26 protein-coding genes are annotated in these 23093 nt (G+C 64.4%); 14 read left to right on the forward strand and 12 right to left on the reverse strand.

Annotation, left to right across the window (positions count from 1 at the left end; genetic code table 11):
* Nucleotides 1–32: 32 nt before the first annotated feature.
* The 4 genes from LT988_RS21890 (at nt 33) to LT988_RS21905 (ending at nt 4368) form a co-directional block, all read left to right on the forward strand.
* A complete protein-coding gene (locus tag LT988_RS21890) occupies nt 33–1349 on the forward strand; it encodes an ABC transporter permease (protein WP_232407602.1) in 1317 nt (438 codons plus the stop codon).
* Entirely contained in the window at nt 1333–2985 is a 1653-nt protein-coding gene (locus tag LT988_RS21895; RefSeq protein ID WP_232407603.1) for an SUMF1/EgtB/PvdO family nonheme iron enzyme, read from the forward strand. The genes LT988_RS21890 and LT988_RS21895 overlap by 17 nt, the downstream gene beginning before the upstream one ends.
* A gap of 105 nt (nt 2986–3090) precedes the next feature.
* Nucleotides 3091–3825 (forward strand): YMGG-like glycine zipper-containing protein, encoded by a 735-nt coding sequence (locus LT988_RS21900; RefSeq protein ID WP_232407604.1) that lies wholly within the window; start codon nt 3091–3093, stop codon nt 3823–3825.
* Between the two features lie 6 nt (nt 3826–3831).
* Nucleotides 3832–4368, forward strand: a complete 537-nt coding sequence (locus LT988_RS21905) for a hypothetical protein (RefSeq protein ID WP_232407605.1) — start codon at nt 3832–3834, stop codon at nt 4366–4368.
* Between the two features lie 141 nt (nt 4369–4509).
* Here LT988_RS21905 and LT988_RS21910 read toward each other — a convergent pair whose 3' ends face one another.
* Complete coding sequence (locus LT988_RS21910) at nt 4510–4914, reverse strand: DUF1622 domain-containing protein (RefSeq protein WP_232407606.1); 405 nt, start codon at nt 4912–4914, stop codon at nt 4510–4512.
* On the reverse strand, nt 4911–5948 hold the full coding sequence (gene ygfZ, locus LT988_RS21915; protein WP_232407607.1) for a CAF17-like 4Fe-4S cluster assembly/insertion protein YgfZ: 1038 nt from the start codon (nt 5946–5948) through the stop codon (nt 4911–4913). Before ygfZ ends, LT988_RS21910 begins: the two co-directional genes overlap by 4 nt.
* Nucleotides 5949–6106: 158 nt before the next feature.
* Between ygfZ and LT988_RS21920 the strand changes: the two genes are divergently transcribed.
* Nucleotides 6107–7930 (forward strand): RNB domain-containing ribonuclease, encoded by a 1824-nt coding sequence (locus LT988_RS21920; protein WP_232407608.1) that lies wholly within the window; start codon nt 6107–6109, stop codon nt 7928–7930.
* Between the two features lie 125 nt (nt 7931–8055).
* On the opposite strand, the gene LT988_RS21925 is transcribed toward LT988_RS21920, so the two are convergent.
* Complete coding sequence (locus LT988_RS21925) at nt 8056–8583, reverse strand: YcbK family protein (protein ID WP_232407609.1); 528 nt, start codon at nt 8581–8583, stop codon at nt 8056–8058.
* Nucleotides 8584–9196: 613 nt separating this feature from the next.
* Here LT988_RS21925 and LT988_RS21930 point away from each other — a divergent pair.
* Nucleotides 9197–9880: a lytic transglycosylase domain-containing protein gene (locus LT988_RS21930; protein ID WP_232407611.1), complete on the forward strand. Its 684-nt coding sequence runs from the start codon at nt 9197–9199 to the stop codon at nt 9878–9880.
* Nucleotides 9881–9934: 54 nt separating this feature from the next.
* On the opposite strand, the gene LT988_RS21935 is transcribed toward LT988_RS21930, so the two are convergent.
* Nucleotides 9935–10153 (reverse strand): hypothetical protein, encoded by a 219-nt coding sequence (locus LT988_RS21935; RefSeq protein WP_232407613.1) that lies wholly within the window; start codon nt 10151–10153, stop codon nt 9935–9937.
* A 441-nt stretch (nt 10154–10594) separates the two neighbouring features.
* Here LT988_RS21935 and sat point away from each other — a divergent pair, with 441 nt between their 5' ends.
* Entirely contained in the window at nt 10595–11782 is a 1188-nt protein-coding gene (sat, locus tag LT988_RS21940) for a sulfate adenylyltransferase (protein ID WP_232407615.1), read from the forward strand.
* A gap of 157 nt (nt 11783–11939) precedes the next feature.
* The gene (locus LT988_RS21945) at nt 11940–13664 is read left to right on the forward strand and encodes a hypothetical protein (RefSeq protein ID WP_232407616.1); all 1725 of its coding nucleotides are present in this window, start codon (nt 11940–11942) and stop codon (nt 13662–13664) included.
* A gap of 60 nt (nt 13665–13724) precedes the next feature.
* Here the strand turns inward: LT988_RS21945 and LT988_RS25645 are convergent, their stop codons facing one another.
* Both LT988_RS25645 and LT988_RS21950 read right to left on the reverse strand, forming a co-directional pair.
* Complete coding sequence (locus LT988_RS25645) at nt 13725–13898, reverse strand: NAD(P)-binding protein (protein WP_408648085.1); 174 nt, start codon at nt 13896–13898, stop codon at nt 13725–13727.
* Between the two features lie 33 nt (nt 13899–13931).
* Complete coding sequence (locus tag LT988_RS21950) at nt 13932–14786, reverse strand: pentapeptide repeat-containing protein (protein WP_232407618.1); 855 nt, start codon at nt 14784–14786, stop codon at nt 13932–13934.
* Nucleotides 14787–15098: 312 nt separating this feature from the next.
* Here LT988_RS21950 and LT988_RS21955 point away from each other — a divergent pair, with 312 nt between their 5' ends.
* Both LT988_RS21955 and LT988_RS21960 read left to right on the forward strand, forming a co-directional pair.
* Entirely contained in the window at nt 15099–16376 is a 1278-nt protein-coding gene (locus LT988_RS21955; RefSeq protein ID WP_232407619.1) for a bifunctional O-acetylhomoserine aminocarboxypropyltransferase/cysteine synthase, read from the forward strand.
* A gap of 189 nt (nt 16377–16565) precedes the next feature.
* Entirely contained in the window at nt 16566–17498 is a 933-nt protein-coding gene (locus LT988_RS21960) for a bile acid:sodium symporter family protein (RefSeq protein WP_232407621.1), read from the forward strand.
* A 322-nt stretch (nt 17499–17820) separates the two neighbouring features.
* On the opposite strand, the gene LT988_RS21965 is transcribed toward LT988_RS21960, so the two are convergent.
* Nucleotides 17821–18252 carry an IS66 family transposase gene (locus LT988_RS21965; RefSeq protein WP_232407623.1) on the reverse strand — a complete coding sequence of 144 codons (432 nt, stop codon included), beginning with the start codon at nt 18250–18252 and terminating at the stop codon, nt 17821–17823.
* Nucleotides 18253–18255: 3 nt separating this feature from the next.
* On the reverse strand, nt 18256–18585 hold the full coding sequence (locus LT988_RS21970; protein ID WP_232407625.1) for a hypothetical protein: 330 nt from the start codon (nt 18583–18585) through the stop codon (nt 18256–18258).
* A 231-nt stretch (nt 18586–18816) separates the two neighbouring features.
* Here LT988_RS21970 and LT988_RS21975 point away from each other — a divergent pair, with 231 nt between their 5' ends.
* On the forward strand, nt 18817–19128 hold the full coding sequence (locus LT988_RS21975) for a hypothetical protein (RefSeq protein ID WP_232407627.1): 312 nt from the start codon (nt 18817–18819) through the stop codon (nt 19126–19128).
* 15 nt (nt 19129–19143) lie between these two features.
* Nucleotides 19144–19455, forward strand: coding sequence for a hypothetical protein (locus LT988_RS21980; protein WP_232407628.1), 312 nt, complete (start codon nt 19144–19146; stop codon nt 19453–19455).
* Nucleotides 19456–19530: 75 nt separating this feature from the next.
* On the opposite strand, the gene LT988_RS21985 is transcribed toward LT988_RS21980, so the two are convergent.
* From LT988_RS21985 to LT988_RS21995, 4 genes are all read right to left on the reverse strand, one after another.
* Nucleotides 19531–20004: a hypothetical protein gene (locus LT988_RS21985; RefSeq protein WP_232407630.1), complete on the reverse strand. Its 474-nt coding sequence runs from the start codon at nt 20002–20004 to the stop codon at nt 19531–19533.
* 312 nt (nt 20005–20316) lie between these two features.
* Nucleotides 20317–20781, reverse strand: coding sequence for a glycosyltransferase family protein (locus tag LT988_RS21990; RefSeq protein WP_232407631.1), 465 nt, complete (start codon nt 20779–20781; stop codon nt 20317–20319).
* The gene (locus tag LT988_RS25650; protein WP_408648086.1) at nt 20763–21104 is read right to left on the reverse strand and encodes a glycosyltransferase family 2 protein; all 342 of its coding nucleotides are present in this window, start codon (nt 21102–21104) and stop codon (nt 20763–20765) included. Before LT988_RS25650 ends, LT988_RS21990 begins: the two co-directional genes overlap by 19 nt.
* Before the next feature lie 12 nt (nt 21105–21116).
* On the reverse strand, nt 21117–21221 hold the full coding sequence (locus tag LT988_RS21995; protein ID WP_232407633.1) for a glycosyltransferase: 105 nt from the start codon (nt 21219–21221) through the stop codon (nt 21117–21119).
* A gap of 145 nt (nt 21222–21366) precedes the next feature.
* Between LT988_RS21995 and msrP the strand changes: the two genes are divergently transcribed.
* The gene (gene msrP, locus LT988_RS22000; RefSeq protein ID WP_232407635.1) at nt 21367–22326 is read left to right on the forward strand and encodes a protein-methionine-sulfoxide reductase catalytic subunit MsrP; all 960 of its coding nucleotides are present in this window, start codon (nt 21367–21369) and stop codon (nt 22324–22326) included.
* Between the two features lie 75 nt (nt 22327–22401).
* Nucleotides 22402–23046 carry a protein-methionine-sulfoxide reductase heme-binding subunit MsrQ gene (locus tag LT988_RS22005; RefSeq protein WP_232407637.1) on the forward strand — a complete coding sequence of 215 codons (645 nt, stop codon included), beginning with the start codon at nt 22402–22404 and terminating at the stop codon, nt 23044–23046.
* The last annotated feature ends 47 nt before the right edge of the window (nt 23047–23093 follow it).

The raw sequence follows: 23093 nt of genomic DNA on the forward strand, positions 1-23093 counted from the left end.
CCCGACCCACAGTGGGGTTCGATCGACGCCGAATGGCCGTACTAACCAAAGCGCATTCGTCCTTCCGCTCGGCCGCCGCCGAGGTCTGGTCTTTGGCCTGGAAGGATCTGCGTCACGATCGGCATACCACGTTGGTCTTCGTGCTGACGGTCGCCGCGATCCTGGCCCCGTTGCTCCTGTTGCTCGGACTCAAAAACGGTGTCGTCGAGACCCTCCGCGAGACCCTGCTCCGCGACCCGCGCAACCTGGAGGTGGTCATCTACGGCAGCGCCCGGCTGGATCGCGACTGGCTCGCCGAGATCGCGGCGCGGCCCGACGTCGCCTTCCTGATCCCCAAGACCCGAACCATCAACGCCAGTGTCGATCTGCTCGACGCGGCGCGGCGTCTTCTGCCTGCGGTCGAGGTGATCCCGACCGCGCTCGGCGATCCGCTGCTGCCGCCGGACACCGAACTGCCGAGCCACCCCGGCGAGGTCCTGGTGACCGCGACCCTGGCGCGTCGGCTGGGCCTGATGTCCGCCGAGCCGGTCTCGGGCGCACCTGCAACCGAGGCGGAGGAGGGCGCGCCGAAACAGGCCGATTCCGCGACCGTGGTCGCCGTCGTCAAGCGCACCCGCGACGGCGTCTCCGAGCACATGCGTCTGCCGCTCTCGGTGATCGGCATCGTGCCGGAGGCGCGTTTCTCGCGCGACGCACTCTTCACCAGCCTGGACCTTTTGGTCGCCGCCGAGGACTACCGGGACGGTACGCTGGATCTCCCGCCCGACGGTGTCGTCCCGAACGGCTACGCGGAGCATCAGGAGCGCTTCGCCAACGCCCGGCTTTATGCGGCCGGACTGGACCAGGTCGGCCCGCTCGCCGCAGCGGTCAGCGCGGCGGGGATCGAGGTCCGTACCCAAGCCGAGCGGATCGCCTCGGTGCAGGCAGTAGATCGCACCCTGTCGTTCTTGTTTCGGGTCATCGCGCTGATCGGCGGGGCGGGCTGCGCGCTGGCCCTGGGGGGTGCGCTCTGGGTGGGGGTGGAGCGCAAACGCCGTCAGTTGGCCTTGCTGCGGTTGTTCGGGTTCGGACCCGGCACGGTCGCGGCGCTGCCGGTGATCCAAGGATCGCTCATTGCCGGCCTCGGTCTGTTCTTCGCCGGTGCCGGCTATCTGATCGGCGCGCATGCGTTCGACGCCGTCATGGGCGAGAATCTGGCCGGCGGGGGCTATTTGACCCGACTCGGCATCGCGGACCTGGGTCTTGCGGCCGGGTTGGTCATGCTGGTGGCCCTGGTCGCATCGACGGCCGGGGCGATACGGGCCGGGCGCGTGAGTCCGGCGGAGGGTTTGCGTGAAGCGATCCGTTGACTCAAAAGGGTTGGGGCGCCTGAGTCCTCTGTGTGCAATCGGGCTACTGGCGTTCGCCGGGCATGGCGTCGCCGGGGTCGAGGTGACCTGGCCGGAGCCCCTCTACAACCCTAAGCCCGCGCCGGAGGACGTCATCGTCCCGCTGCCGTGCGGCGGCGCCATGGCCTTCCGCCCGGTCGGCACGGCGGGCACCGGCCCGCTCGCCGATACCGAGGTAGAGCTCGGCAGCGAGACGGAAAGCCAGGGCTATGCCGAGCATCGCTATCTCGATCATCTCGCGGGCAGCTTCGAGGCCCCCGAGGGCGAGCGGCGCCGTTTCCTGATCGGCAAGTACGAGGTGACCGCGCTGCAATACGACACGGTCCTCGCCGCCGCTGCAGGCGCGGATTGTCCGCTGCCGGGCAAGGGCGCGACGGCGCGACTCCCCAAGGGCGGCGTCGGTTGGCACGATGCACTGGACTTTGCGCATCGCTACTCGCTCTGGCTGCGCGAGGAGGCCGGTGCCATCGCCGATTGCGATGCGACGGCGACGCCTTGTCTGCCGCGCGCCGACGGCGTGCCGGCCTTCGCGCGCCTGCCGACCGAGGCGGAGTGGGAATACTCGGCGAGGGGGGGCGATCGGGTCAGCCCGGCCGTGTTCCGCGAGATGCTGTATCCGATGCCGGACGGGCCCGCGCGGCATGCCTGGTTCAACGAGAACGCGCAGGGTCAGGTGCGACCGATCGGCGTGCTCGAGCCGAACCCGCTCGGTCTTCACGATGTGATGGGAAACCTCGAGGAGTATGTCCTCGACCCCTTTCGGCTGCACCGGGTGGAGCGTCGCCACGGTCAGCCCGGTGCGGCGGTGGTGCGCGGCGGCAGTCTCCATTCCAGCGCCGAGGATCTGCGCAGCTCGCTGCGGCGCGAGGTCCCCTTTTACGACGATCGCGGTGCCGTGGGGACGGCCGACACGGGTTTTCGCCTCCTGCTCGCGGCCCCTGTGTTGACGTCCAACGAGCGCATCGACGCCGTGCGCGCCGCCTGGGAGCGGCTCGGCAGCGATGTCGCCCGGCCGCAAGAGACGCCGCCGCCGCGTCCGGTCCTGTCGGATCGTCCCTTCGAGGACCCGGTGCTCGAGCTGACCGCACTCGCTCGGGCGAGCGGCGAGCCCGAGATGAAGCAGCGCCTGGAGCGGTTGCGCAGCGTTGTTGCCGGCACGAACCAGCGGCTCTACGAGCAGCGTGCGCGCAGTGCCCGCGAGGCCCTGCGCTTCGGTGGATTGCTCTGCGAGAAGCTCTCGGTCGAGGGCTACAACATCGACCTGCTTCGGCGGCGCTACGACCTCTGTAAAGACAACGAGGACGCCGAGCATCCGCGCTGTCGCCGGCTCGCCGAGGATCTGGCGCGCGACGATGCGGTGCTGGATGCGAACATCGGCGTCTATGCCGACTCGATCGTGCGCACCGCGCAGACCTATCCGGACGATCTAGCCGTCCTCGCCGCGGAGCTCGGCGGCTTGAGCGACGAGCTCGCGACGCGGGGTTACGGCGAGCTCGCGATCTATCCCGAGCGCTTTCACGCACAGGTCGTCGACTACGCGCGCTCGGGCGCAGTCGCACGCGTGGATTGGTTCCAGGGGTGTCGCGCACTGCGTTGATGCGGGACTGCGCGGGAGGCACCCGGAACGCATCGTTTCGGTCTAAACTCACCCCCGGACATGCAAGGTCGCATTCCATCGGAACCACTAAAACGGAGCACGCAGATGCCGATCGAGAGTCGCACGGGTCGGAACCTTCTCTATTTCAGCCTGACTCTGGCGCTCGTCCAGACGGGCTGCGCCACCACCTCGACGAGTAGCGGCGGATACGGCGCACGCGCGCCATTGACGCCCGCCGAGCAGCGGATGCGTCAGCAATCCTCTCAACTCGACGCCAAGACCTCGCTCCAAGGCTGCGCCGCCGGTGCGGTCGCGGGCGCCTTGCTCGGGATGTTGTCGGACGGCAAACGCAGCAACAACATGATGATCGGTGCCGCCGCGGGCTGTGCGGTCGGACTAGCGGCCAACGCCTATGTGCAATCCAAGCGGCAGCAATATCAGAACGACGAGCAGCGTATCGCCGCCATGACCGCGGACGTTCGGGCGGAGAACGCGCGTATCTCGAATCTGATCGCGACCAGCGAGGAGGTGATCGCCGCCGACCGCAAACGGCTCGCGCAGGTCAACGCGGCCTATCGCAGCAAGGCCATCTCGAGCGAGCAGGCCAGGCGCGATCTCGCCGGGGTCAAGGCCAATCGCGATCAGATGCAGAGCACCATCAATTCGCTCAAGACCAAGCAGCAGGACTGGGTGGACATCTCCAACCTCGAACGGCAGTCGGGGACCAACACCGCGCAACTGGATCATGAGATCGGTGTCCTGAAGAAGCGCATTTCAGGACTGGAGCAGGAGGTCGCGCTCATGGACAAACAGATCAACGCATCCCCGGTGGCCGGGTAAGCCATCATGGGTATTGAGACGATTCGAATCGCCGGCTTGTCGCTTGCGCGCCCCGTCCTCGTCGCTTGCGCCGTCGCTTCGGCCGCAAGCATCGCCGGCTGTGCGACGACGCCGGGCGAGTGCGACCCGACCGCGCGTGATTTCTTCAAGAACACAGGGTGTTTGGCGTCCGGCGCCTATGGCGAACGCCAGCGCGCCATGCACGCGACGCTGGACCAAGAGCGGCGTCTGAACGCCTCCTTCCGCTCGGTGCTCTCGGAGCTTCAGGCCGAGCAGTCCAAGGTGAAGGGCGACCTGAGCGCCCGGCAAGCCGACTATGCCCGGCTCGATGCCGCGTGGGGCGATCTGAAGCGGAGCCTTGCGGCCGAGACCAAGGCCAACCGCGAACTCGCCGCGCGGGTGTCCGCGATCGACAGCAGCGTGCAGTCCCGCAAGGCAGCCGACGCCGGCACCGATGTTGCGGCGAAGCAGGCGGCCCGCGACGACCTCAAGCTCAAGGTATCCATGCTTGAGAAGGAGTTGGCGGCGGGGGTCTACGAATAGCGACTATCCGCGCCGATGCCGGGCGATCGGCGCTTTGGAGCGGGAGGGTGGAGAAGCGTCGCCGGGTGGAAAGGCGCAGCGCAGTCCACCAGCGCCAGTGCCGGCGTGAGACTCGGTGGACTTCGCTCTCGCTCGTCCACCCTACCGCCCCCGGTGCTCTTCCTGCATCTCGCGCATCAAGAAATAGTTCAGTGCCGTGCGGATGACCACGATCGCGCCGAGCTTGCCGATCTGATCCCAACTCGGCGCGACCGCGGTGGACAGGATATCGGCGCCGACCTGGAACTCGAGCGCCAACGCTAGGTAGCGCGCCAGCGTGAGCCGGATCGGGTTGTAGTCTTTGATGCCGGACGACAACAAGGCGCCAATGAACTGGTAGGTCGCCACGAGCACGCCGATGCCGATGATCAGCGCTCCCATCGCCTCCACGCCCAGCTTGAGCCATAAGACCCCGGTCAGCACCCACTCCTCGACGCCGAGCGCGGCCGGGTCGGGAAGCCAGATACCCGGGACCGCTTCCGGAAGACCCTCGAGGCCCTCGCTCATTCCTCGATCGGAAAACCGTAGGGCGGCGCCTCGAGCCGCACCGTCGGCCCGCATTCGCTGAGCCTGACCTCGCCGGATTCGGCCGCCTTGATCTCCACGACCGCGAGGAGAGCGTAACGGTCTTGCTCGATCGGGCTGGCCGCGACCACGGTCCCGCTGCCCTGCTGTGAGGTGCTGTCGGGCGAGAAGAGCGCGTCGCCCGGTCGCGGGGGCGTGTCGCTCTCGACCTCGCCGATGTACATCCGGCGTTTGAGCTTGCCGAGATACTGCATCCGGGCCACGATCTCCTGGCCGGTATAGCACCCCTTGTGGAAGCTGACGCCGTCGATGAGCTGCATGTTGGCCATCTGGGGGACGAAGGTGTCGGCCGTCTCGTTGTAGACGCTCGGGATGCCGGCTCGAATGTCGAGGAGCGTCCAGGTCTCGGCGTTTGCGGGCGCGGCTCGGGCGCGCAGTGTGTCCCAATGCGCGCGCAGCGGCTCGGGCGGGCCGATGATCTCGATCCGCGGCGTGGGTCCCGGCAGGCGAATCACGGCGATCCCGTCGCCGATGGCGAGACCGTTCTCGGACTCGGGCACCGCGAGGCCGCAATCGGTCACGGCCCCTGCTGCACAGTCGCCGGCAATCGCGATGCGGACCAAGTTGTCGCTCGCTTCCTCGATGGTCACGCGACTGCGCAGCACGAACATGCGCAGGCGTTTAAGGAGATCCGGGACGCGTTGCGCCGGCAGTTGGAGATAAAAGGTGTCGCCGATCCGCGCGACCAGGAAATTGGCCAGCATTCGCCCCTTCTGGCTGCAGTGACTGCTCCACTGCACATGGCTCTCCGAGAGCTCGCGCAGATCGTTGCTGAGCTGACCCTGGAGGAAGCCGAAGGCGTCCTCACCGCGCACGGCGAGGAGTCCAAGATGCGAGAGATCGAAGAGGCGACAGCCGTCGGCAGTGTCGGCACCCGGGGCGGGGAAATGGGGGATGCCGTCCTCGTCGATCCGAGCGGAGCGTGCGGTGAGATGGTCTCGCCAGACTGGATGCATGCTGAATTACCTCGGGCTGAATTCCGTAAGGCCGCACGATGCTGCGTCGAGAGGCGGCCGGTTCCGGTATCATAACCAAAGGTGCCGCGAAAACCGCGCTCGACAGGGATCGACCGCGCAAGGCCGAATGAAATGGATGCACGGGAGATCACAGCAGCTTGTCGACATATCAATGCAGTCCGCCGGTCAATAGCCTGGTGCTTTACAAGGTTCGCCCCGCACGCGTCGTCAGCGTGGGGGAGAAGATCGAGATCGAGCTCGACGGCGGGCACAAACGCGTTCGACCGAAGGATGTCGCGCTTCTGCACCCGGGTCCACTGCATCGCCTGGCCGATCTCGCGCCGCAAGAGGGTGAGCTGCACGCGGCCTGGGAGTTGCTCGAGGGGTCCGAGACCAACCTCAAGGATCTTGCCGAGCTGGCGTTCGATGCCTTCACGCCGGCGACGGCTTGGGCGGCCTGGCAGCTGGTCTCCGAGGGCCTGACCTTCAGCGGTACCCCCGAGCAGATCCAAGCGCGGCCCCGCGAGGCCGTCGAGCGGGATCGTGCGGAGCGCGAGGCGAAGGCTGCGGAGGAGCGCGATTGGCAGGCATTTCTCGAGCGCATGGCCGCCGCTGCGCCGGCTCCCGAGGATCGGGACCGACTCGGCGAGATCGAGCGGCTGGCCCACGGGCAATCCGAGCACAGTCGTATCCTCGCCGCGCTGGGTCATCAGCAAACCCCCGAGAATGCCCATCGGGCCCTGGTACAGGTCGGCTACTGGTCCACCAATCACAATCCGTATCCGGCACGCTGCGCAGTCGCGACCCGAGATCCCGACCTGCCTGTTCCGTCGCTGATCGAAGAGGATCGGCTCGACCTGACGCACCTTGCGGCCTACGCCATCGACGATGAAGGCAATCAGGATCCGGACGACGCTATCAGCGTGGACGGCGATCGACTCTGGGTCCATGTGGCGGACGTCGCTGCGTTGATCGATGCCGAATCCGAGATCGAGCGCGAGGCGAGGGCGCGTGGAGCGAACCTGTATCTTCCCGAGGGCGTGGTCAACATGCTGCCGGCGAAGGTCACGGATCAGCTCGGGCTCGGGCTGCAGCCGATCTCCCCGGCGCTCTCCTTCGGCATGCTGTGCGACGCGCACGGCGAAATCCTGGACATCCAGGTGCATCGCACCTGGGTGCGCGTCGAGCGTTTGAGCTACGACTGGGTCGAAGAGCGCCTCGATGAAAGCCCCTTTGCGGCAATGCGGGCATTGATCGAACCTTTTCGCGCCCGCCGTTATGCCGACGGTGCCACCGGGCTGGATCTGCCCGAGGTGAGCATCCGGGTCGAAGATGGACAGGTGCGGATCCGTCAGCTCCCGCGGCTCGGCAGCCGTGCCATGGTGACGGATGCCATGCTGATGGCCGGCGTGGCCGCCGGGCGGTTTTGTCTGGAGCGCGGGATTCCGATTCCCTATGCGAGTCAGGCGCTACCGGAAGGACTGGATGTCGCCACCGATCTCGCGTCCATGTACGCGCTGCGCCGTCGCTTCAAGCCGACTCGGCTAACGTCTACCCCGGATCTGCATGCCGGGCTGGGTCTCCCGATCTATACCCGGGCGACGAGTCCGCTACGCCGTTACTCGGACCTTTTGGTACACCAGCAGATCCGCGCCGAGCTGACCGGCGTGGGCGGCCTGTCGGAAGAGGAGGTCATCGCACGGGTGGCGCAGGCCGAGCTTGCTGCAGCGTCCGTTCGACGCGGCGAACGGCTTTCCAATCAGCACTGGAAACACGTCTTCCTGCGCGAGAACCAGGAGTGGCGAGGCGACGGCGTTGTCGTCGATCTCGACGAGCGACGCACGACGTTGCTGATCCCGGAGTTGGCGCTCGAGGCGCGAGTGCGCACGCGCGACATGCCGGCTCTGAACGATCGAGTGCGCCTCACGGTCACCGAGGTCGATGTTCCCGGGCTGACGTCGGGATTTCGTGTGCTCGGCTGATTCCGCATCCAGTGCCGATGCGCATCCCGGGCAAAACCTGCGGTGGTCGGGTTCGGCGGGTCCAACGTCGCGCTGATCGCGAGCGGCGATTTGCCGCTCGCTGTCAGCGCAAGGATCGGTCGCGGTCAGGCGCCCCAGCGCCGGACGGACCCTGTGTCGAGGTGGACAAAGTCGGAACGACGGTAATAGCCGACGCCGCCACGCCCGAGAGCGATCGCCGCGTCTCGGATGTAGCGGGTCGGAAGGTCGGGGAAGCGAACATCAATGGCCTGACCGGTCAGGTGCAGGCTGTTTTTTGCGACGCCGCCGGAGGTCTCCCGGAGCATCTTATTCGTGCGCGGCGAGCGGTATCCGCTGAGGACGTCGAAGCGGGCATCGACATCGCCGAGGTGGATCTTGACATCGTAGAGGAGGTCGAGCAGTTGAGGATCGATTGCGACTTGATCGCCGGTACGGAAATCACGGAAGAAGTGATTGACCTCTTGAAGCGCGCTGCGCTGGTAGTGATCCCCGACGCGGTAGGTGACTGCAATGCGCTCTTCCGTATGCAGATGGTGGAACGCAAGAACGCGTGGTCGTTCGGTCTGTTTCTTCGCGAAGGCAGGTGCGGCGACGGCAGACAAGGCAGCGCCTAGAAAATAACGTCGATTCATGTTCCCCCCGGTACATTGGACGTTTCTAGCCTGTAGGCAAGGCGAGAGTATAGGAAACGATCACAGAAAAGCAATCGAAATTTTCCATCCGATCGACTCGGAGCATCTCTTAATGTCTTGCAAAAGATAAGAATGATAAGAGTTTGTCAATGAGATTTATTTTTTTATGAGTTAACAGATTACCTGATTCAGCATGAAAGGCGTCTTTTGAACGGATTCGCGGTCTTTTCGATCCGTGTTTTTGCCTCGGTCCATCGACCTCCCGGCTCATGTGCATTGGCCTTCAATTGGTCTATGCTCATGCTGTGAAGTCCGATTTCGGGAACCGCCGTATTGCGACTCGCTGTCGGGTTCCTCCGCCGTGGAGCCGGATGGGGCTGACGTGCACGGCCATTCTGCACTAGGATGCAGCAGGTCCACGCGGGCGTGCCGGGGCGTGATGAGCGGGTCGAGACCTTGGCCTCGACAGCCGGGGGTTGCGCCCGTGGGGCCGCGATGTCCCGGTGGCGGCGATTCGATCGGATCGGTGGGGCTTTCAAGAGGAGCGAGTTCGGTTCGCCGCAGACAGCCTAGCGGTCGTGCTGTCGGGTTCGGCTACTCTGGGGGGGGGAAGATGCAAGGACACTCAGTGACCTTTGCGGTCGTTCTGGCCTGCTGCGCGGCGAGTGCAGCTCAGGCCGATGTATACAAGTATGTCGACGGCGCGGGAAAGGTGTATTTCACCGACGCCCCGATGAAGGGCAGTCAATATCGGCTTGAGTGGCAACGCGCATCCAAGAAATTGGTTCGCGAGAATAAGGCGAAGTCGGCCGGCCTGGATCAACGCAAGACGCCGTTGAAGAAGGCTGCGCCGATCACCGGATCGCTTGCGACGCGCCGCGCAACGTACGAGACCCTGATCGCCGCGAATGCCCGCCGCTACGGTCTATCGCCCGCGCTGATCCATGCCGTCGTGCGGGCCGAGTCGGCCTACAATCCCTCGGCCGTGTCGCGTGCCGGTGCCCAAGGGTTGATGCAGTTGATGCCTGGGACCGCGGCGCGCTACGGCGTGACCGACAGCTTCAATCCGGTCGAGAACATCCGCGGCGGGACGGCCTATCTGCGCGATTTGATGGATATGTTCGACTGGGATCTCGAGCTCGCGCTCGCCGGCTACAACGCGGGCGAGGGGGCCGTGATCAAGCACGGGCGCAAGATCCCTCCCTATGCTGAGACACAGGCTTACGTGCGTAAGGTCCGTCAGTTTCTCTGGGCCGAAAAGGACGTCGGCACCGGCGTGGTGATGTCGGTGCGCTGACGGACGGGCGAGGTTGTCGGATCGCTTGCTCGAGATGGCGTTCGGCGCTCCGGCTTAGTCCTCTCCGATGACGCGATTGTCGCGCGGGGTCGAGAGTAGCTTCTCCGCCTCGGCTTGCTGCCGCGCGAAGACGAGACGGTACTGGGTATCGCTCCCCGTGCCTTCCTCTTCGCGGCGGCGACGCACCAGCGCGCGGGCGTCTTGATAGCGTTCGATCGTGTCGACGTATTCCAGTTGCAGTGGCGGTGAGATCTTGTAGACGAAGTAGGGCATGGTCGGGGTGTCCTTCGCAGTGTCTGTTTTCCGGGATCCGATCGGCGGTTCGTGGCGAAAGATGGGCCCGCCGGGTCGGGGCGCAAGTCTAGCGCACTCGGCGCCACCCAGCGCTGGATTGCGAGTGCCCTTATGCCAAGTGAATTTGTTCATTGCATAAAGATCCTCTGGGCAAAGGGTTTCAAGGTCCGTGGTATGGTTTTCGGGATGGGCGTCTGGACCGGTGTCGGTCGGCTCCGGCAGGACCCGTGAGCTGATCCGGGTTGCCGCGCCACGGCCGCCCGTCGGGACCTCGGTAACGTCCGGTGCGGGACGATCCGCCCGTGCCCACGAACCCCGACGACACGCCCGATAAGAATACAGTTCCCTCAGCCGTTTCATCGTCCTCCTCGGTCGAGCATCGACAGGCACGATGGACCCCACTACGAGAGGCAGAAGAAGATGATCAACCCTGTCGGTTCCGAAACTTTGAAGCCCTTGTTCGTCTACGATCCGGATTCCCACCATGCCTTGATGCGCGAGGCGGAGACGTTGCCCTCGGTCATCATCAGCTCGCAGGCGGCCGCCAATGCCGTGATGTTGGGTGGCGGCTACTTCACTCCGCTGCCCGGTTTCATGAACGTGGCGGACGCCATCGCCGTGGCGGAGGGGATGCGGACCACCGACGGGCTCTTCTTCCCGGTCCCGATCCTCTGCTTGCTGGAGAGCGCCAACGGGATCGCCGGGGCCAAGCGGATCGCATTGCGCGATCCCAACGTCGAGGGCAATCCGGTGCTCGCCGTGATGGATGTCGAGGCGATCGAACAGGTGAGCGACGCGCAGATGGCGCTCATGACCGAGAAGGTCTACCGGACGTCGGACCCGGAGCACCCGGGCGTCCAGACCTTCAACAGTCAGGGGCGGTTCGCGGTCTCGGGTTCCATCCAGGTCCTGCATTTCTCCTATTTCCAAGACGATTTCCCCGACACCTTCCGCACCGCGGTGGAGATCCGCAACGAGATCGCCGAGCGCGGTTGGAAACGCGTCGTCGCCTTCCAGACCCGCAACCCCATGCACCTCGCCCACGAGGAGCTGTGTCACATGGCCATGAAACGGCTCGACTGCGACGGCCTGGTGATCCACATGCTGCTCGGCAAGCTCAAGCCCGGCGATATCCCCGCCCCGGTGCGCGATGCGGCGATCCGCAAGATGGTCGAGCTCTATTTCCCACCCAACAGCGCCATGGTGACGGGCTACGGCTTCGATATGCTCTACGCCGGACCGCGCGAGGCGGTGCTGCATGCCTATTTCAGGCAGAACATGGGCGCGACTCACTTCATCATCGGCCGCGATCATGCCGGCGTCGGCGATTATTACGGCGCCTTCGATGCCCAGACGATCTTCGACGAAGAGGTTCCGGCAGACGCCCTGCAGATCGAAATCTTCAAGGCAGACCATACCGCTTACTCGAAAAAGCTCAACCGAGTTGTAATGATGTCCGAGGCCCCGGATCACAGTAAGGACGACTTCGTCCTGCTCTCCGGCACCAAGGTCCGCGAGATGCTCGGCAACGGGATCGCACCGCCGCCCGAGTTCTCGCGACCCGAGGTCGCGCAGATCTTGATGGATTACTATCGCTCGCTCGGTTGAGCCGCCTTCTCGGCGATCCGCATTGCCCGCGGGGTGCCCTTGCACCCGCGCGGATGATGCACTTCGTCGCCGTTGAGGGTTCAGGCAGCGGATTCTTAAACGATCACCAGACGATGCCGGCGCACGGGTGGTTGATTCCTGCGAGGCCGAGAGATCCATGTCCACCTCCAACCTTCCGCGCGCGACAAGCACCCGGGATGCGATCCCCAAGCACGAGTCCATCATCACGCTCGTCCTGCTGACCCTCGCGACACTCGGGATCGGGCTGCTCTTCGCGCTTGATCCGCGCTGGGGCTACGACGAGGCTCGGCACCTCTATCTGAGCACTGTCTCGCCTTGGACCAAGGCGCTGGAGGAGGGCCTGGTCGACGGCCATCCGCCCCTGCATCATCTCCTGCTCATGCCGATGGCCCGGTTTGGCTCGGATCCCTTCTGGTTTCGCCTGCCGTCCGTCTTGGCCGCAGTCCTGACCGTTCCGCTCTGGTATTTGCTGCTGCGGCGTCTGCGTGTCGTCCGGGAAATGGCGTTGCTCGGGGTCGTGTTGCTGGTGACGAGCTTCGCTTTCCTCGAGCTTGCGGTCTCGGTGCGCTCCTACAGCTTCGGGCTGCTGTTCTTGGTTGTCGGACTGCTCGCGGCGACGACGCTCGTCCCGCGAAGCGGGTCGGGCGCACCCGCTCCCGAGGCCGCGCCCCAGCCGCAGCCGCTGATTGCCGCGTTGGGTCTGAGCATCGCCTTCGCCCTCATCTACTCGGCACTCTTCGTGATCCTCGGATTGATCTTGGCCCTGGCCCTGGTGTGGGCGGTTCGGGCCGGCCGCCGATTCGTGCGGCCACTCGTATGGGTGCGGACTTGGCGTTTTTTGGATTGGACCGCCTTTGCTGTCCTGGTGATCGGCGCCCTCGCGGTGCTGCTTTGGTTTGCGCTCGGTTACGGACGCGGTCGCGGGGTTGTGGCTCCCTCGCATCTAAACTCCTTCATGCTGTGCGAAGGCGATTCAATCCTCCGGTTCGCCTGGTGCGGTCTGGTGGGCAACGCCGGCTGGTTGACCCCGCAGTTTTCGTCGACGGACCTGGGGCAGACACTGGCCGTGGCGCTGTTCTGGACGGCTGCTGCCGTCGTGCTGGTTGCCGCCCTATGGCGGCGACAGGGCGCGCGGGCCCTGATGGTGCTGACGGCCGTGATTGCGACCCTCTTGGTCTTTGCGGCGGGGGTCGTCGGTGCCTATCCGTTCGGTGGACTGATGCGGCATCAAGCCATGCTGTTGCCGCTCTATCTGGTGATCGTCGTCCTGGCGCTCGATCTCGTCTGGTCGCGCCTGCACTCCCGGCGCCTGCAGCAGGTGTTCAGCCTCGCGGTTGTCGGGTTCGCCTTGCTCGGACTCTTCCGTGCCAACGCGACCGACCCGGTCGGCGAGGCACACACGGGGAGAATGCATCCCGAGATCGCGGCTGCGTTCGCGTGCGATTCGGGGCAGCAAGCTGTCTACATCGAGGGGCAGGTGTTCTATCCACTCTATAGTGCGGCCCATGCCAAGGGGATCGCATTCCGCGCCTCCCTGACCGAGCAGGACGGCGTGCCCGTCGAGGTCCCGTACGGAACAGGTTGGTTCAACGGCTTGATCCATCCGCGGGATTGGGATGTGTTCACGATGAAGGACGATTGCGGATCCGACCGTATCCTCATCCGAGACCGCCGGCGTTGGACCTTGCCCGCGGACCCCGACGCAGGGCTCGCGGCGCAGCTGGAGGCATTGAAATCGGCGCTCGGGGTTGCATCCGTGCAGTTGATCCGTCTCCCGCCGGAACCGGAGGACGCCGCGTCCGAACGCGGGACGGCATCGGCGGAACAGCCGCCCACAGCACGCTGCCCGATTCGTCGATAGGCGATTTCCGACAGGTTACCGCCTGTCGGACGCCCCGCTCAGCGGTATCCGCGCCCTCGCTCAACGAGCCCGCCTCACGTCGAGTCGGGCGAAAGGAATAGTGCCGCGAGGCGAAAAGATACGCGCCAGTCCCCCGATTCGATCGGTGGACTCGAGCAGCGTCACGCGTTTGCCTATCCGCGAGAACAGCCAACCCAGACTTAGACCGGAGATCCCGGCGCCGAGGATAGCAATCCGTTCCTCGCGACTTCCCTATTTTATAAATACTTACCTTAGATTCTTCTTATAGGATGGATAGACGGCGTTGCGTGCCTTGGAAAAATTGGCGAACTCCATCGTGACGCTCGCCAGCTCGACACCCGAGAAATCGGCGTTGGTGACGTCGGCGCGGCGCAGGATTGCACCCCCCAGCACCGCGTTGGTCAGGTCGACGTCGGTGAGGTTGGCGTTGCGGAAATTGGTCTCTTGAGCCGACACGCTGCGCAGCTTGGATCCTCGCAGATCGGCACCCTCGAAGTTGGCCAGGTTGATGACCGTGAACCCGCCGGGCAGGGCGCTGGTCAGGTCGGCCTCGTGCATGCTGGCGCCCGCAAGATTCGCGTCGTTGAGGTGACAGTCGCGCAGGTCCGCACCGCAGAGATTGGCCTCGCGCAGATTGGCGCGGATAAAGAGCGCCTTGGGAGCGACCACGTGGCACAGATCGCTGCCCTGAAAGTCGGTATCTCGCATGTCCGCATGGGCCAGGTTGGCGCCTCGCAGGTCGGCGCGTCTGACGTCGGCATGACGCAGATCGGCGCGCTTGAGGTTGGCCTTCGAGAGGTTCGCGCCGTTCAGGGTCGCCGCACGCGAAGGACGTTCCGCGCCCAAATGGGCCTGCGTGAGGTCGGCCGCGCTGAGATCGGCTTCGGTGAGATCGGTCGCGACCAGAATGGCATCGACCAGCCGTGCGCCGCTTAACATGGCGCCGACCAGATCGCTCGACTCCAGGTTGGCGCCGGAGAGGTCGGCGCCGCGCAGATCCGCGCCGTTCAAGTGCATGTCACGCAGGTCCGCTCCCGCGAGGGTGTCCGCGTCGATCCGTCCAAGGACCTGTTCAGTTTCGCGATGCTTGATCTCGATCATCTCGTCCATCCTCCGCCGTTGTTGTGTTCTGCTTGACCGAATCGCCGCAGCCGACACTGTAAATTTAACAGAAGCCACGGAATCGAGGGACGACCTTTCCGGGTCTGCATCGATCGACAGCTTCGGACTTGATGGATACCATCGGGGACCTTCCCGATGTTCCGATCCGGTAAGGGACCGCGACGGCACCGACAACGCTTCGTCAGACGGCCCGCCCGCGATGTTCGGATCCGGAATTCACCTTTTGCCCTCAGAAGGCGGCGCTCTCTAACCAGGGCAGCCAGCGCAACGACACCACCGCCAGGAGCCACCATGAAGATCGAAACACTTGCGATACACGCCGGATTTACGCCCGACCCGACCACCAAAGCGGTCGCCACTCCAATCTATCAGACCACCAGCTACGCCTTCGACGATACTCAACACGGAGCCGATCTCTTCGACCTGAAGGTCGCCGGCAACATCTACACCCGTATCATGAATCCCACCAGCGACGTGCTCGAGCAGCGCGTCGCCGCGATGGAAGGCGGGGTCGGGGCCTTGGCGCTCGCCTCGGGCATGGCCGCCGTCACCGACGCCATCTTCACCATCGCCCAAGCCGGGGACAACATCGTCGCGGTCTCGACCCTCTACGGCGGGAGCTATAACCTCTTCGCCCACACCCTGCCGCGGCTCGGGATTCAGGCCCGTTTCGCCGCGCCGAACGACATCGACGGCATGGCTGCTCTGATCGACGACAAGACCAAGGCGGTCTTCTGCGAATCCATCGGCAATCCGGCCGGCAACGTCGCGGATCTGCAAGCGATCTCGGACATGGCGCATGCCCATGGTGTGCCCGTCATCGTCGACAACACGGTGCCCACGCCCTATCTCTGCCGCCCTTTCGAGCACGGCTGCGACATCGTTGTCCACGCCGCGACGAAGTATATGGGCGGACACGGGACCACGATCGGCGGCGTCCTGGTGGACTCGGGCAAGTTCCCCTGGGCCGAGCACGCGAGCCGCTTCCCGATGCTCAACGAGCCAGATGTGTCCTATCACGGCGTGGTCTACACCGAGGCGCTCGGCGCGGCGGCCTACATCGCACGCGCCCGCGTGGTGCCTTTGCGCAACATGGGCGCCGCCATCTCGCCCTTTAACAGCTTTCTGATTCTGCAAGGGATCGAGACGCTGCATGTGCGCATGGATCGGCACTGCGAGAACGCGCTGGCCGTGGCGGAGTATCTCAAGGCGAAACCGCAAGTGGAATGGGTCCGCTATGCCGGCCTCCCGGACAGCCCGGATTATCCGCTCGTGCAGAAGTACATGGACGGCGCCAAGGCCAGCTCCATTCTCTCCTTCGGCATCAAGGGCGGGCGCGAGGCCGGTGCGCGCTTCATCGATGCGCTCAAGCTGACCGTGCGTCTGGTCAACATCGGCGATGCCAAGACGCTGGCCTGCCATCCGGCGACTACCACGCACCGCCAGTTGTCCCCCGAGGAACTGGCCCGCGCCGGGGTCTCCGAGGACCTGATCCGCCTTTCGATCGGCATCGAGCATATCGACGACATCATCGCCGATCTGGAGCAGGCACTGGCGGCGGCGGGTTAAACCGCACCCAGTGCGGCATGTGATGTTTTGGATGGGATCGACCCCGGCAGACTTCACGACCGCTGGAGTCGGCGCGGTTTAAGATGTTAAAAAACATATCATCTTAAACCGCGTCAGATCCGACGTTGGTGGATACGATCAAGGCAGATGCAATCCGACCACCATCCAAATCACTCCGGACGCGTTTTAATGGTGAAGCGCATTGCGACGTGGTTCCCTTTCTGGGCCCTCTTGGGCGCGCTCTTCGCCTATCTCTTCCCGCAACTGCTCGTCGGTTTCAAGCCGGCGATCCTTCCCTTGCTCGGGTTGGTGATGTTCGGGATGGGTGTCACACTGACGCCGGGTCAGTTCGCGGCCGTCCTGCGCCGCCCCGGTCTCGTCGCGCTCGGGATGGCGCTCCAGTTCGGCGTCATGCCGCTTGCGGCCTGGTCGATCGGCCTGGCGATGGGACTCCCGCCAGAGCTGCGCGCGGGCCTGATCCTCGTCGGGACGGCTCCGGGCGGGACGGCCTCGAACGTCGTCTGCTACCTGGCGAAGGGCGATGTCGCACTCTCCATCACCCTCACGACTTCCTCGACGCTCGCCGCGGTACTGCTGATGCCGGCTTTGACCTGGCTCTATCTCGGCGAGCGCGTGCCGGTTCCCGCCCTGGAGATGCTGATTTCAATCGCTCAGGTCGTCCTGGCACCCGTGGCCTTGGGGCTTCTCGTCAACCGCTTGCTCGGTCCCCGGATCGAACGGGTGAAGGTGGTCTTCCCGCTCATCTCGGTCGCCGCCATCGTTCTGATCATCGCCATCATCGTCGCACTCAACGCAGGCAATCTCGCGCAGGTCGGCCTTGCCGTGATGATCGCGGTCTTCCTGCACAACGGGATCGGACTCGCCGCCGGCTATTGGTCGGCACGCCTGCTCGGTCGCGACGAGACCACCGCGCGTACCCTGGCGATCGAGGTCGGGATGCAGAACTCGGGACTCGCCGTCGCCCTTGCGGTCAAGTTCTTCGGCCCGGCGGCGGCCTTGCCCGGCGCTGTCTTCTCGATCTGGCACAACCTCTCGAGCGCGGCGCTGGCGTCTTGGTGGGCGCGTCGAGCGTCTCGCGAGGATTCGATCTGGTCGGGATGACCGGGCTGCGCACTCCTCCATCCGGGGTCGCACCCGCGGGCGGTTCCGACCGTTTGTCGGATTTCGGGCGAATCGGAGTATCCACATATTAGCGTCAACTTTACTGAGAGCGTACGTTTCAGCCTTGAGGCGCTGGAAAACACCGACCCCGTAAAAAAAATCATAATCAACAAATTGTTAAGGGACGCAACCGTAACTTCTCAAAAACTCAACGCGTCGCCGAAGCGGCCAGCGCACGCTCGCGGATCAGGTCGGGTAACAGCGGAACCGTCACGAGCTGATTGATGCGGTGGCCGAGATAGTCCTAAAACGAGAGACCCAGCTAGCGGCAGGTCTTCTTCAAGCTGGCGAAGCCGTCGCGCCAGTCTTTGCCGAGATCGCTGCGGGTGCCGCCGCTGATTTTTCGGCATTTCACGTAGCCGCGGATGTCCCCTTCGCTGCCGCTGGTGTGCAGGACCAGATCGGGGCGTCCCAGCACGCGCAGCAGCTCGCTCTTGTGGGTATGCAGGCGCTTGAGGGTGCCGTCGAGGGTGGTGTAGGAGGTACGCTGGTTGAAGATCGCATCGAAGCGCTCCTCCAGGATGGGCCGCAGGGCCGGATCGGGGTTGCGGCGATAGGCTTTGAGATCGGCATAGAGATCCCGGATCTCGCCGCGCCCCCGCGCCTGGTCGGCGAGCTTGTGGTCATTGAGGGGGATGAGCTGATGCACCAGCCGTTCGGCGTGCACCCAGCATAGGGCATGCAGCAGGATCACGAACTATCCGGCGCCGTCGCCGCGGTAGCCCTTGAAGCGCGATCCCGCCGGCAGCGCCACGCCGGGGGAGACCCCGACGGTTTCGTGGATGGTGAGCTGTGCGGTTTTGCGCCGCTTCGCCGATCCCGGTCGCTTGGGTGGCCCGCCCGTTCCGTCACCGGCCCCGGCGTCACCGTCGGAGGTCTCGGATTCGGTCTCCTGCTCCATCCCACTCGGCTTGAACTTCGGTCTAGCCTTCTCGCCCTTTAGCACCGCGATCTCGTCGCGCAACTGCTGGATGAGCTCGGCGTGCCGGTGCTGTTCTTCAAGCAGCTGCTCGATCCGCCCCAGCAACACCTCGACCAGCGGCGTACGCTACGCTTCACCAAGCACCCGCAGTGGATTCGGGTCAGCCATGCTCGACAGATGAGGCGCGCAAGGGTGTAAGCTCGTCTTTAAGTACAGTTAATTCTCGTAGCTTACTGGTATTCTTGACACTCCTTTTCGAGAAGTTACGAGCCTGCGCCGTAAGTTGTTGATGCGATATTCATGTGCGCTTGCTACATAATGCCGGATCTGCCGACCATGCCGGTAGTCGCGCGGGTGCGCAATGCCGGCGGCGATCGGTTCGCGGTGCGGGTGCAGAATCCCGTCGAGGAGCCGTTCGGTGCAACCTACAGCGTGCACTACGCTGTCGCCGAAGCGGGGGTCTATACGCTGGCCGACGACGGCATCAAGATGGAAGCGGTGCGTGCGACCTCCAACCAGACCAATGCCAGCGGGCGTTGGCCCGCGGGGAATGCGCGCACCTATGCCCAGAGCTACGCCAGTCGGGTCGTGCTCGGTCAGGTGATGAGTGAGAACGACCCGCGTTGGTTGGTGTTCTGGGCACGCTGAGGCAACTTCAAGCAGGTGCCGAGGGGCACGCAATTGGTCATCGGCAAGCATGTCGGGGAGGACTATGAGAAGACCCGAGCCGACGAGCTGATTGGCTATCTGGTCATCGAGGCCGGCAGCGGCACCGTCGGGGAGACCCGCTACGCCGCCGGTCTGAGTGCGCAGGTGGTCGGCGGTGTGGAGAACGCACCGCCCTGTGCGGTGCCTTACCCGGCGGGCCTCGTGCCGAGCACCGCGGTGGTTGCCGCCGCCGCGCATCGCTTGCCCCGTGCCGGACTCAAGTCCGACCCACCCCCGCTCGGTATTGAGAACGAAGGCCCCGCATAGGCTGAGCCGACGGGGGAAACCCAACCATCTTAAGGTTCCTTGACCTTATCCTCGGGCTTCGCGTCTCGGCCGGACCTAGGGAGAGTTCTGCAGCGTGCAAGATATGTTCGCGGTTGCATGGTTGCGACCATCGCGCGCAATCGCCTGGCCCGCTTCCGGCAGGTGCTCCGTCAACATCCGGCTCATGATTCGCCGCATCGACTCGGCGGCCGACGCCAGGTCTTCTTCGGCGAGCGGGCAGGCTCGAATCCGCTCGATCGGGCTCATCCGAGCCGCTGCGACGGCATTGCGCCGCAGCTCGAAGGCGGCTCGCTCGACGTGCTCCTGTCGGCTTCCCGGCGGGAAATAGATGCGCGGGGTATGGCCGCTGAAACGCGTGTAAAGATCGTATTGCTCCGGGTTGACATGCAGATGCCCGTCTTGTCCCCCGAAGCAATCCAATCGCAGGATCTCCTCTTCCAGGACGTAGAGGGACGCAGATGGTCCGGTTCCCACCCCTGGTACATCTGACCAATAGACCGCCAGGCGCATCCCCGACATGTCGATCATTTGCAGGTCCGCTGCCGTCTTCAGGTCGATTCTGCGATGCCTGCGCGTGTGTCGATGCCAGAGCTCAAAGATCAGCGGACCAGGGAGCGCCGATAGGCCGATTCTCCAAAGCCGCCTCCGCAGCTTGCGGAATCGGGGGCGTGACAGAAATCGATGGATCCGCCTTATCATCGCGTTGTTCTCCCGAGCGGCCTGGTTCACGGGCCGCTGATTGAGTAACGTGGACGTCGCGCCGGCAACTCCTTGGACAGGCTGGACGGAGCTCAAAGCCCGCAGGTTCTGTGTCTCGGCTGTGGGTGCCGGTGTCGGGAATCAGCGTCTCAGACGCCCCAAAGACTTGAGAAAAGGGATCCGCACGAGCTGGTGAGAGGCTTCTTGGCGGGAAATGGCCCCGTCCTTCAGTGCGCTGCCCAGGGTCTTTAGGCCATACCAGCGGTTTTGACCGGTCTGCGTAATCGATCGCATCAGTGGACCCATCGTAAAGCGCCGGATGGCCTGGTCGGTCAGTAGGTTGCGATGATCCTCGAGCCACGCGAGGTGCTCGCTAGGGGTTGCGCTGCCTGAGAGACGAGGGCGGTTGCGGCTCCAATCATAGAGCGTGAGGGGGCGATCGATATAGCACCAGTCGACACCCAAGCTGTCCAGTCGCAGGAAGAGATCCCAGTCTTCCATCGTGCGGTAGCCGGGATTGAAGGGTACGCGAAGCGCGAGCCGGCGAGAGAGCATCAGAGTCGAGGGACAGATCGCCCCGTCCCAGCTCAAGAGGTATTCGCCCAAGCTCTCGTCCGGCGCCCGACGTCGCCGCGGGGAGATGGACGTGATCCGCTCGTCGCATGCGTTGACCTGGGGGTAGCAGACGACTTGATCGGGGCCGGATAGTGCTTGATGAGGGAGACCTGAAGCTCGACCTTCGTCGGCTCCCAACGGTCATCCGAATCGAGAAAGGCGACGAAGACGCCGCGGCTGGCTTGAACGCCTTCGTTGCGGCTGCTCGACACCCCGCGATTGACCTCTCGACGGAGATAGCGCGCCCGCGGATCGGCGAGGGCCTCCACGCGCGCGCGCGTATCTTCGGTCGAGCCATCGTCCACGACGATGATCTCGAGATGCGCCTAGGTCTGAGCCGTCAGGCTCGAAATGTCCGAACAGACGCGCTCGGCTCGATTGAAGGTCGGTATGACCACGCTGATCAGATCCGAGACCTCTGCGGTATCCATCGACCTAACCTCCTTTTGACCTCGCGAACCGTTCGGTTCCGTCCCCATCTAATCGGCATGAAAGGATCCGGCATGGTGCCGGGTCTCTTTGATCTGCGATCCCCCGCCGAAGGGCAAGGGCGCATCCCCCAACAACGGAGACGTCATGCTGATCAAGAAACCCGCCGATATTCTACCCTCCGAGATCACGCCGCAGCAGGTGTGGCAGCGCAGACGAGAATTTCTGAAGGCCTCTGCATCCGGGATCAGTCTCGCGGCCCTTGGGCTGGCCGGCACCGCGCCGACTCGGGTGCTCGCGGGGGATGCGATCCCGAATATGCAGCCGAGTCCCTTCAGCACGGACGAGCCGCCGACCAGTCTCGAAGATATCACCAGCTACAACAATTTCTACGAGCTCGGGACGGACAAGGGCGATCCGAAAGCCAACGCCAAGTTTCTGAAGCCGCGCCCATGGACGGTGACCGTCGACGGCGAATGCAGTGCACCCGGCGAGATCGGGGTCGAGGATATCCTCGCGTCCTTCACGCAGGAGGAGCGGATCTATCGGCTGCGTTGTGTCGAGGCGTGGGCCATGGTGGTGCCCTGGGTCGGGTTCCCGCTCGGCGATTTGCTCAAGCGCTTCGAGCCGACCTCCAAGGCGAAGTATGTGGCGTTCGAGACGCTTTATGATCCGGAGCAGATGCCGGGACAAAGGCGTCGGGTGCTCGACTGGCCCTATCGAGAGGGGTTGCGGATGGACGAGGCGATGCACCCGCTGACGATCCTCTCCACGGGTCTCTACGGCGAGCTGCTGCCCAACCAGAACGGCGCGCCCTTGCGTCTGGTCGTCCCCTGGAAGTACGGCTTCAAGAGCATCAAGTCGATCGTGCGGATCAGCTTCACCGAGAAGGAGCCGCCGGCAACCTGGAACCGCATGCAGGCGAACGAATACGGGTTCTACGCCAACGTCAATCCGGCCGTCGACCATCCGCGCTGGAGCCAGAAAACCCATCGCATGATCGGCGACGGCTGGCTGGCGAAGAAGCGTGAGACCCTGCCCTTCAACGGCTATGGCGATCAGGTGGCCGGGCTGTATGCAGGGATGGACCTGAAGCGATTCTATTGATGACAGGTTTTTCGAGTTGCCCTCCTTGTCTGCGCGAGCGATTGGATACAAGGGGTCGGTGACGAGGCTTTCGATATGATCCGACGAGAGAGGCTTGTGGGCTACGGCAAGCCGTTGGTCTTCATGCTCTGCCTGGTGCCGCTCGGTATCTTGATCTCGAGGGGAGCGAGCGGTGCGCTCGGGCCCAATCCGGTCGAGGCGATCACGCATTTCACGGGTGATTGGACCTTGCGGCTTCTCCTGGTGACCCTCGCAGTCACCCCCTTACGACGCCTGACCGGGCAAGCGTGGCTTGTGCGGTATCGACGCATGCTTGGCCTGTTCGCCTTCTTTTATGCGGTCTTGCACTTCACGACCTATCTTTGGCTGGATCGGTTCTTCGACTTGGGGGCCATCGCCGAGGATGTGCTGAAACGGCCCTACATCACGGTCGGCTTCGCGGCCTTCCTCTTGATGGTGCCCTTGGCCATCACCTCCACGCAGGGCTGGATCCGGCGTCTCGGGCGGCGCTGGAAGACGCTGCATCGGGCTGTCTACGCCATCGGCGTGCTCGGCGTGCTGCATTATCTCTGGCTGGTGAAGGCGGATCTCTTGGAGCCTGGAATCTACGCGGTGATCCTCGGGGTCCTGCTCGGCTTTCGAGTACCCTGGGCGGACCTTTCAACGTGGCTGCGCTCGGCAATGCGTCGGCGCCACCGGATAGCTTCCGCGCGGCGCTGATTTGCGACATGAGCTGAATGAGGGCAACCCAGCTCGGCCGTCGCATC

Source organism: Thiocapsa bogorovii, assembly GCF_021228795.1.
In the GTDB taxonomy this organism is placed as follows: Bacteria; Pseudomonadota; Gammaproteobacteria; order Chromatiales; family Chromatiaceae; genus Thiocapsa; species Thiocapsa bogorovii.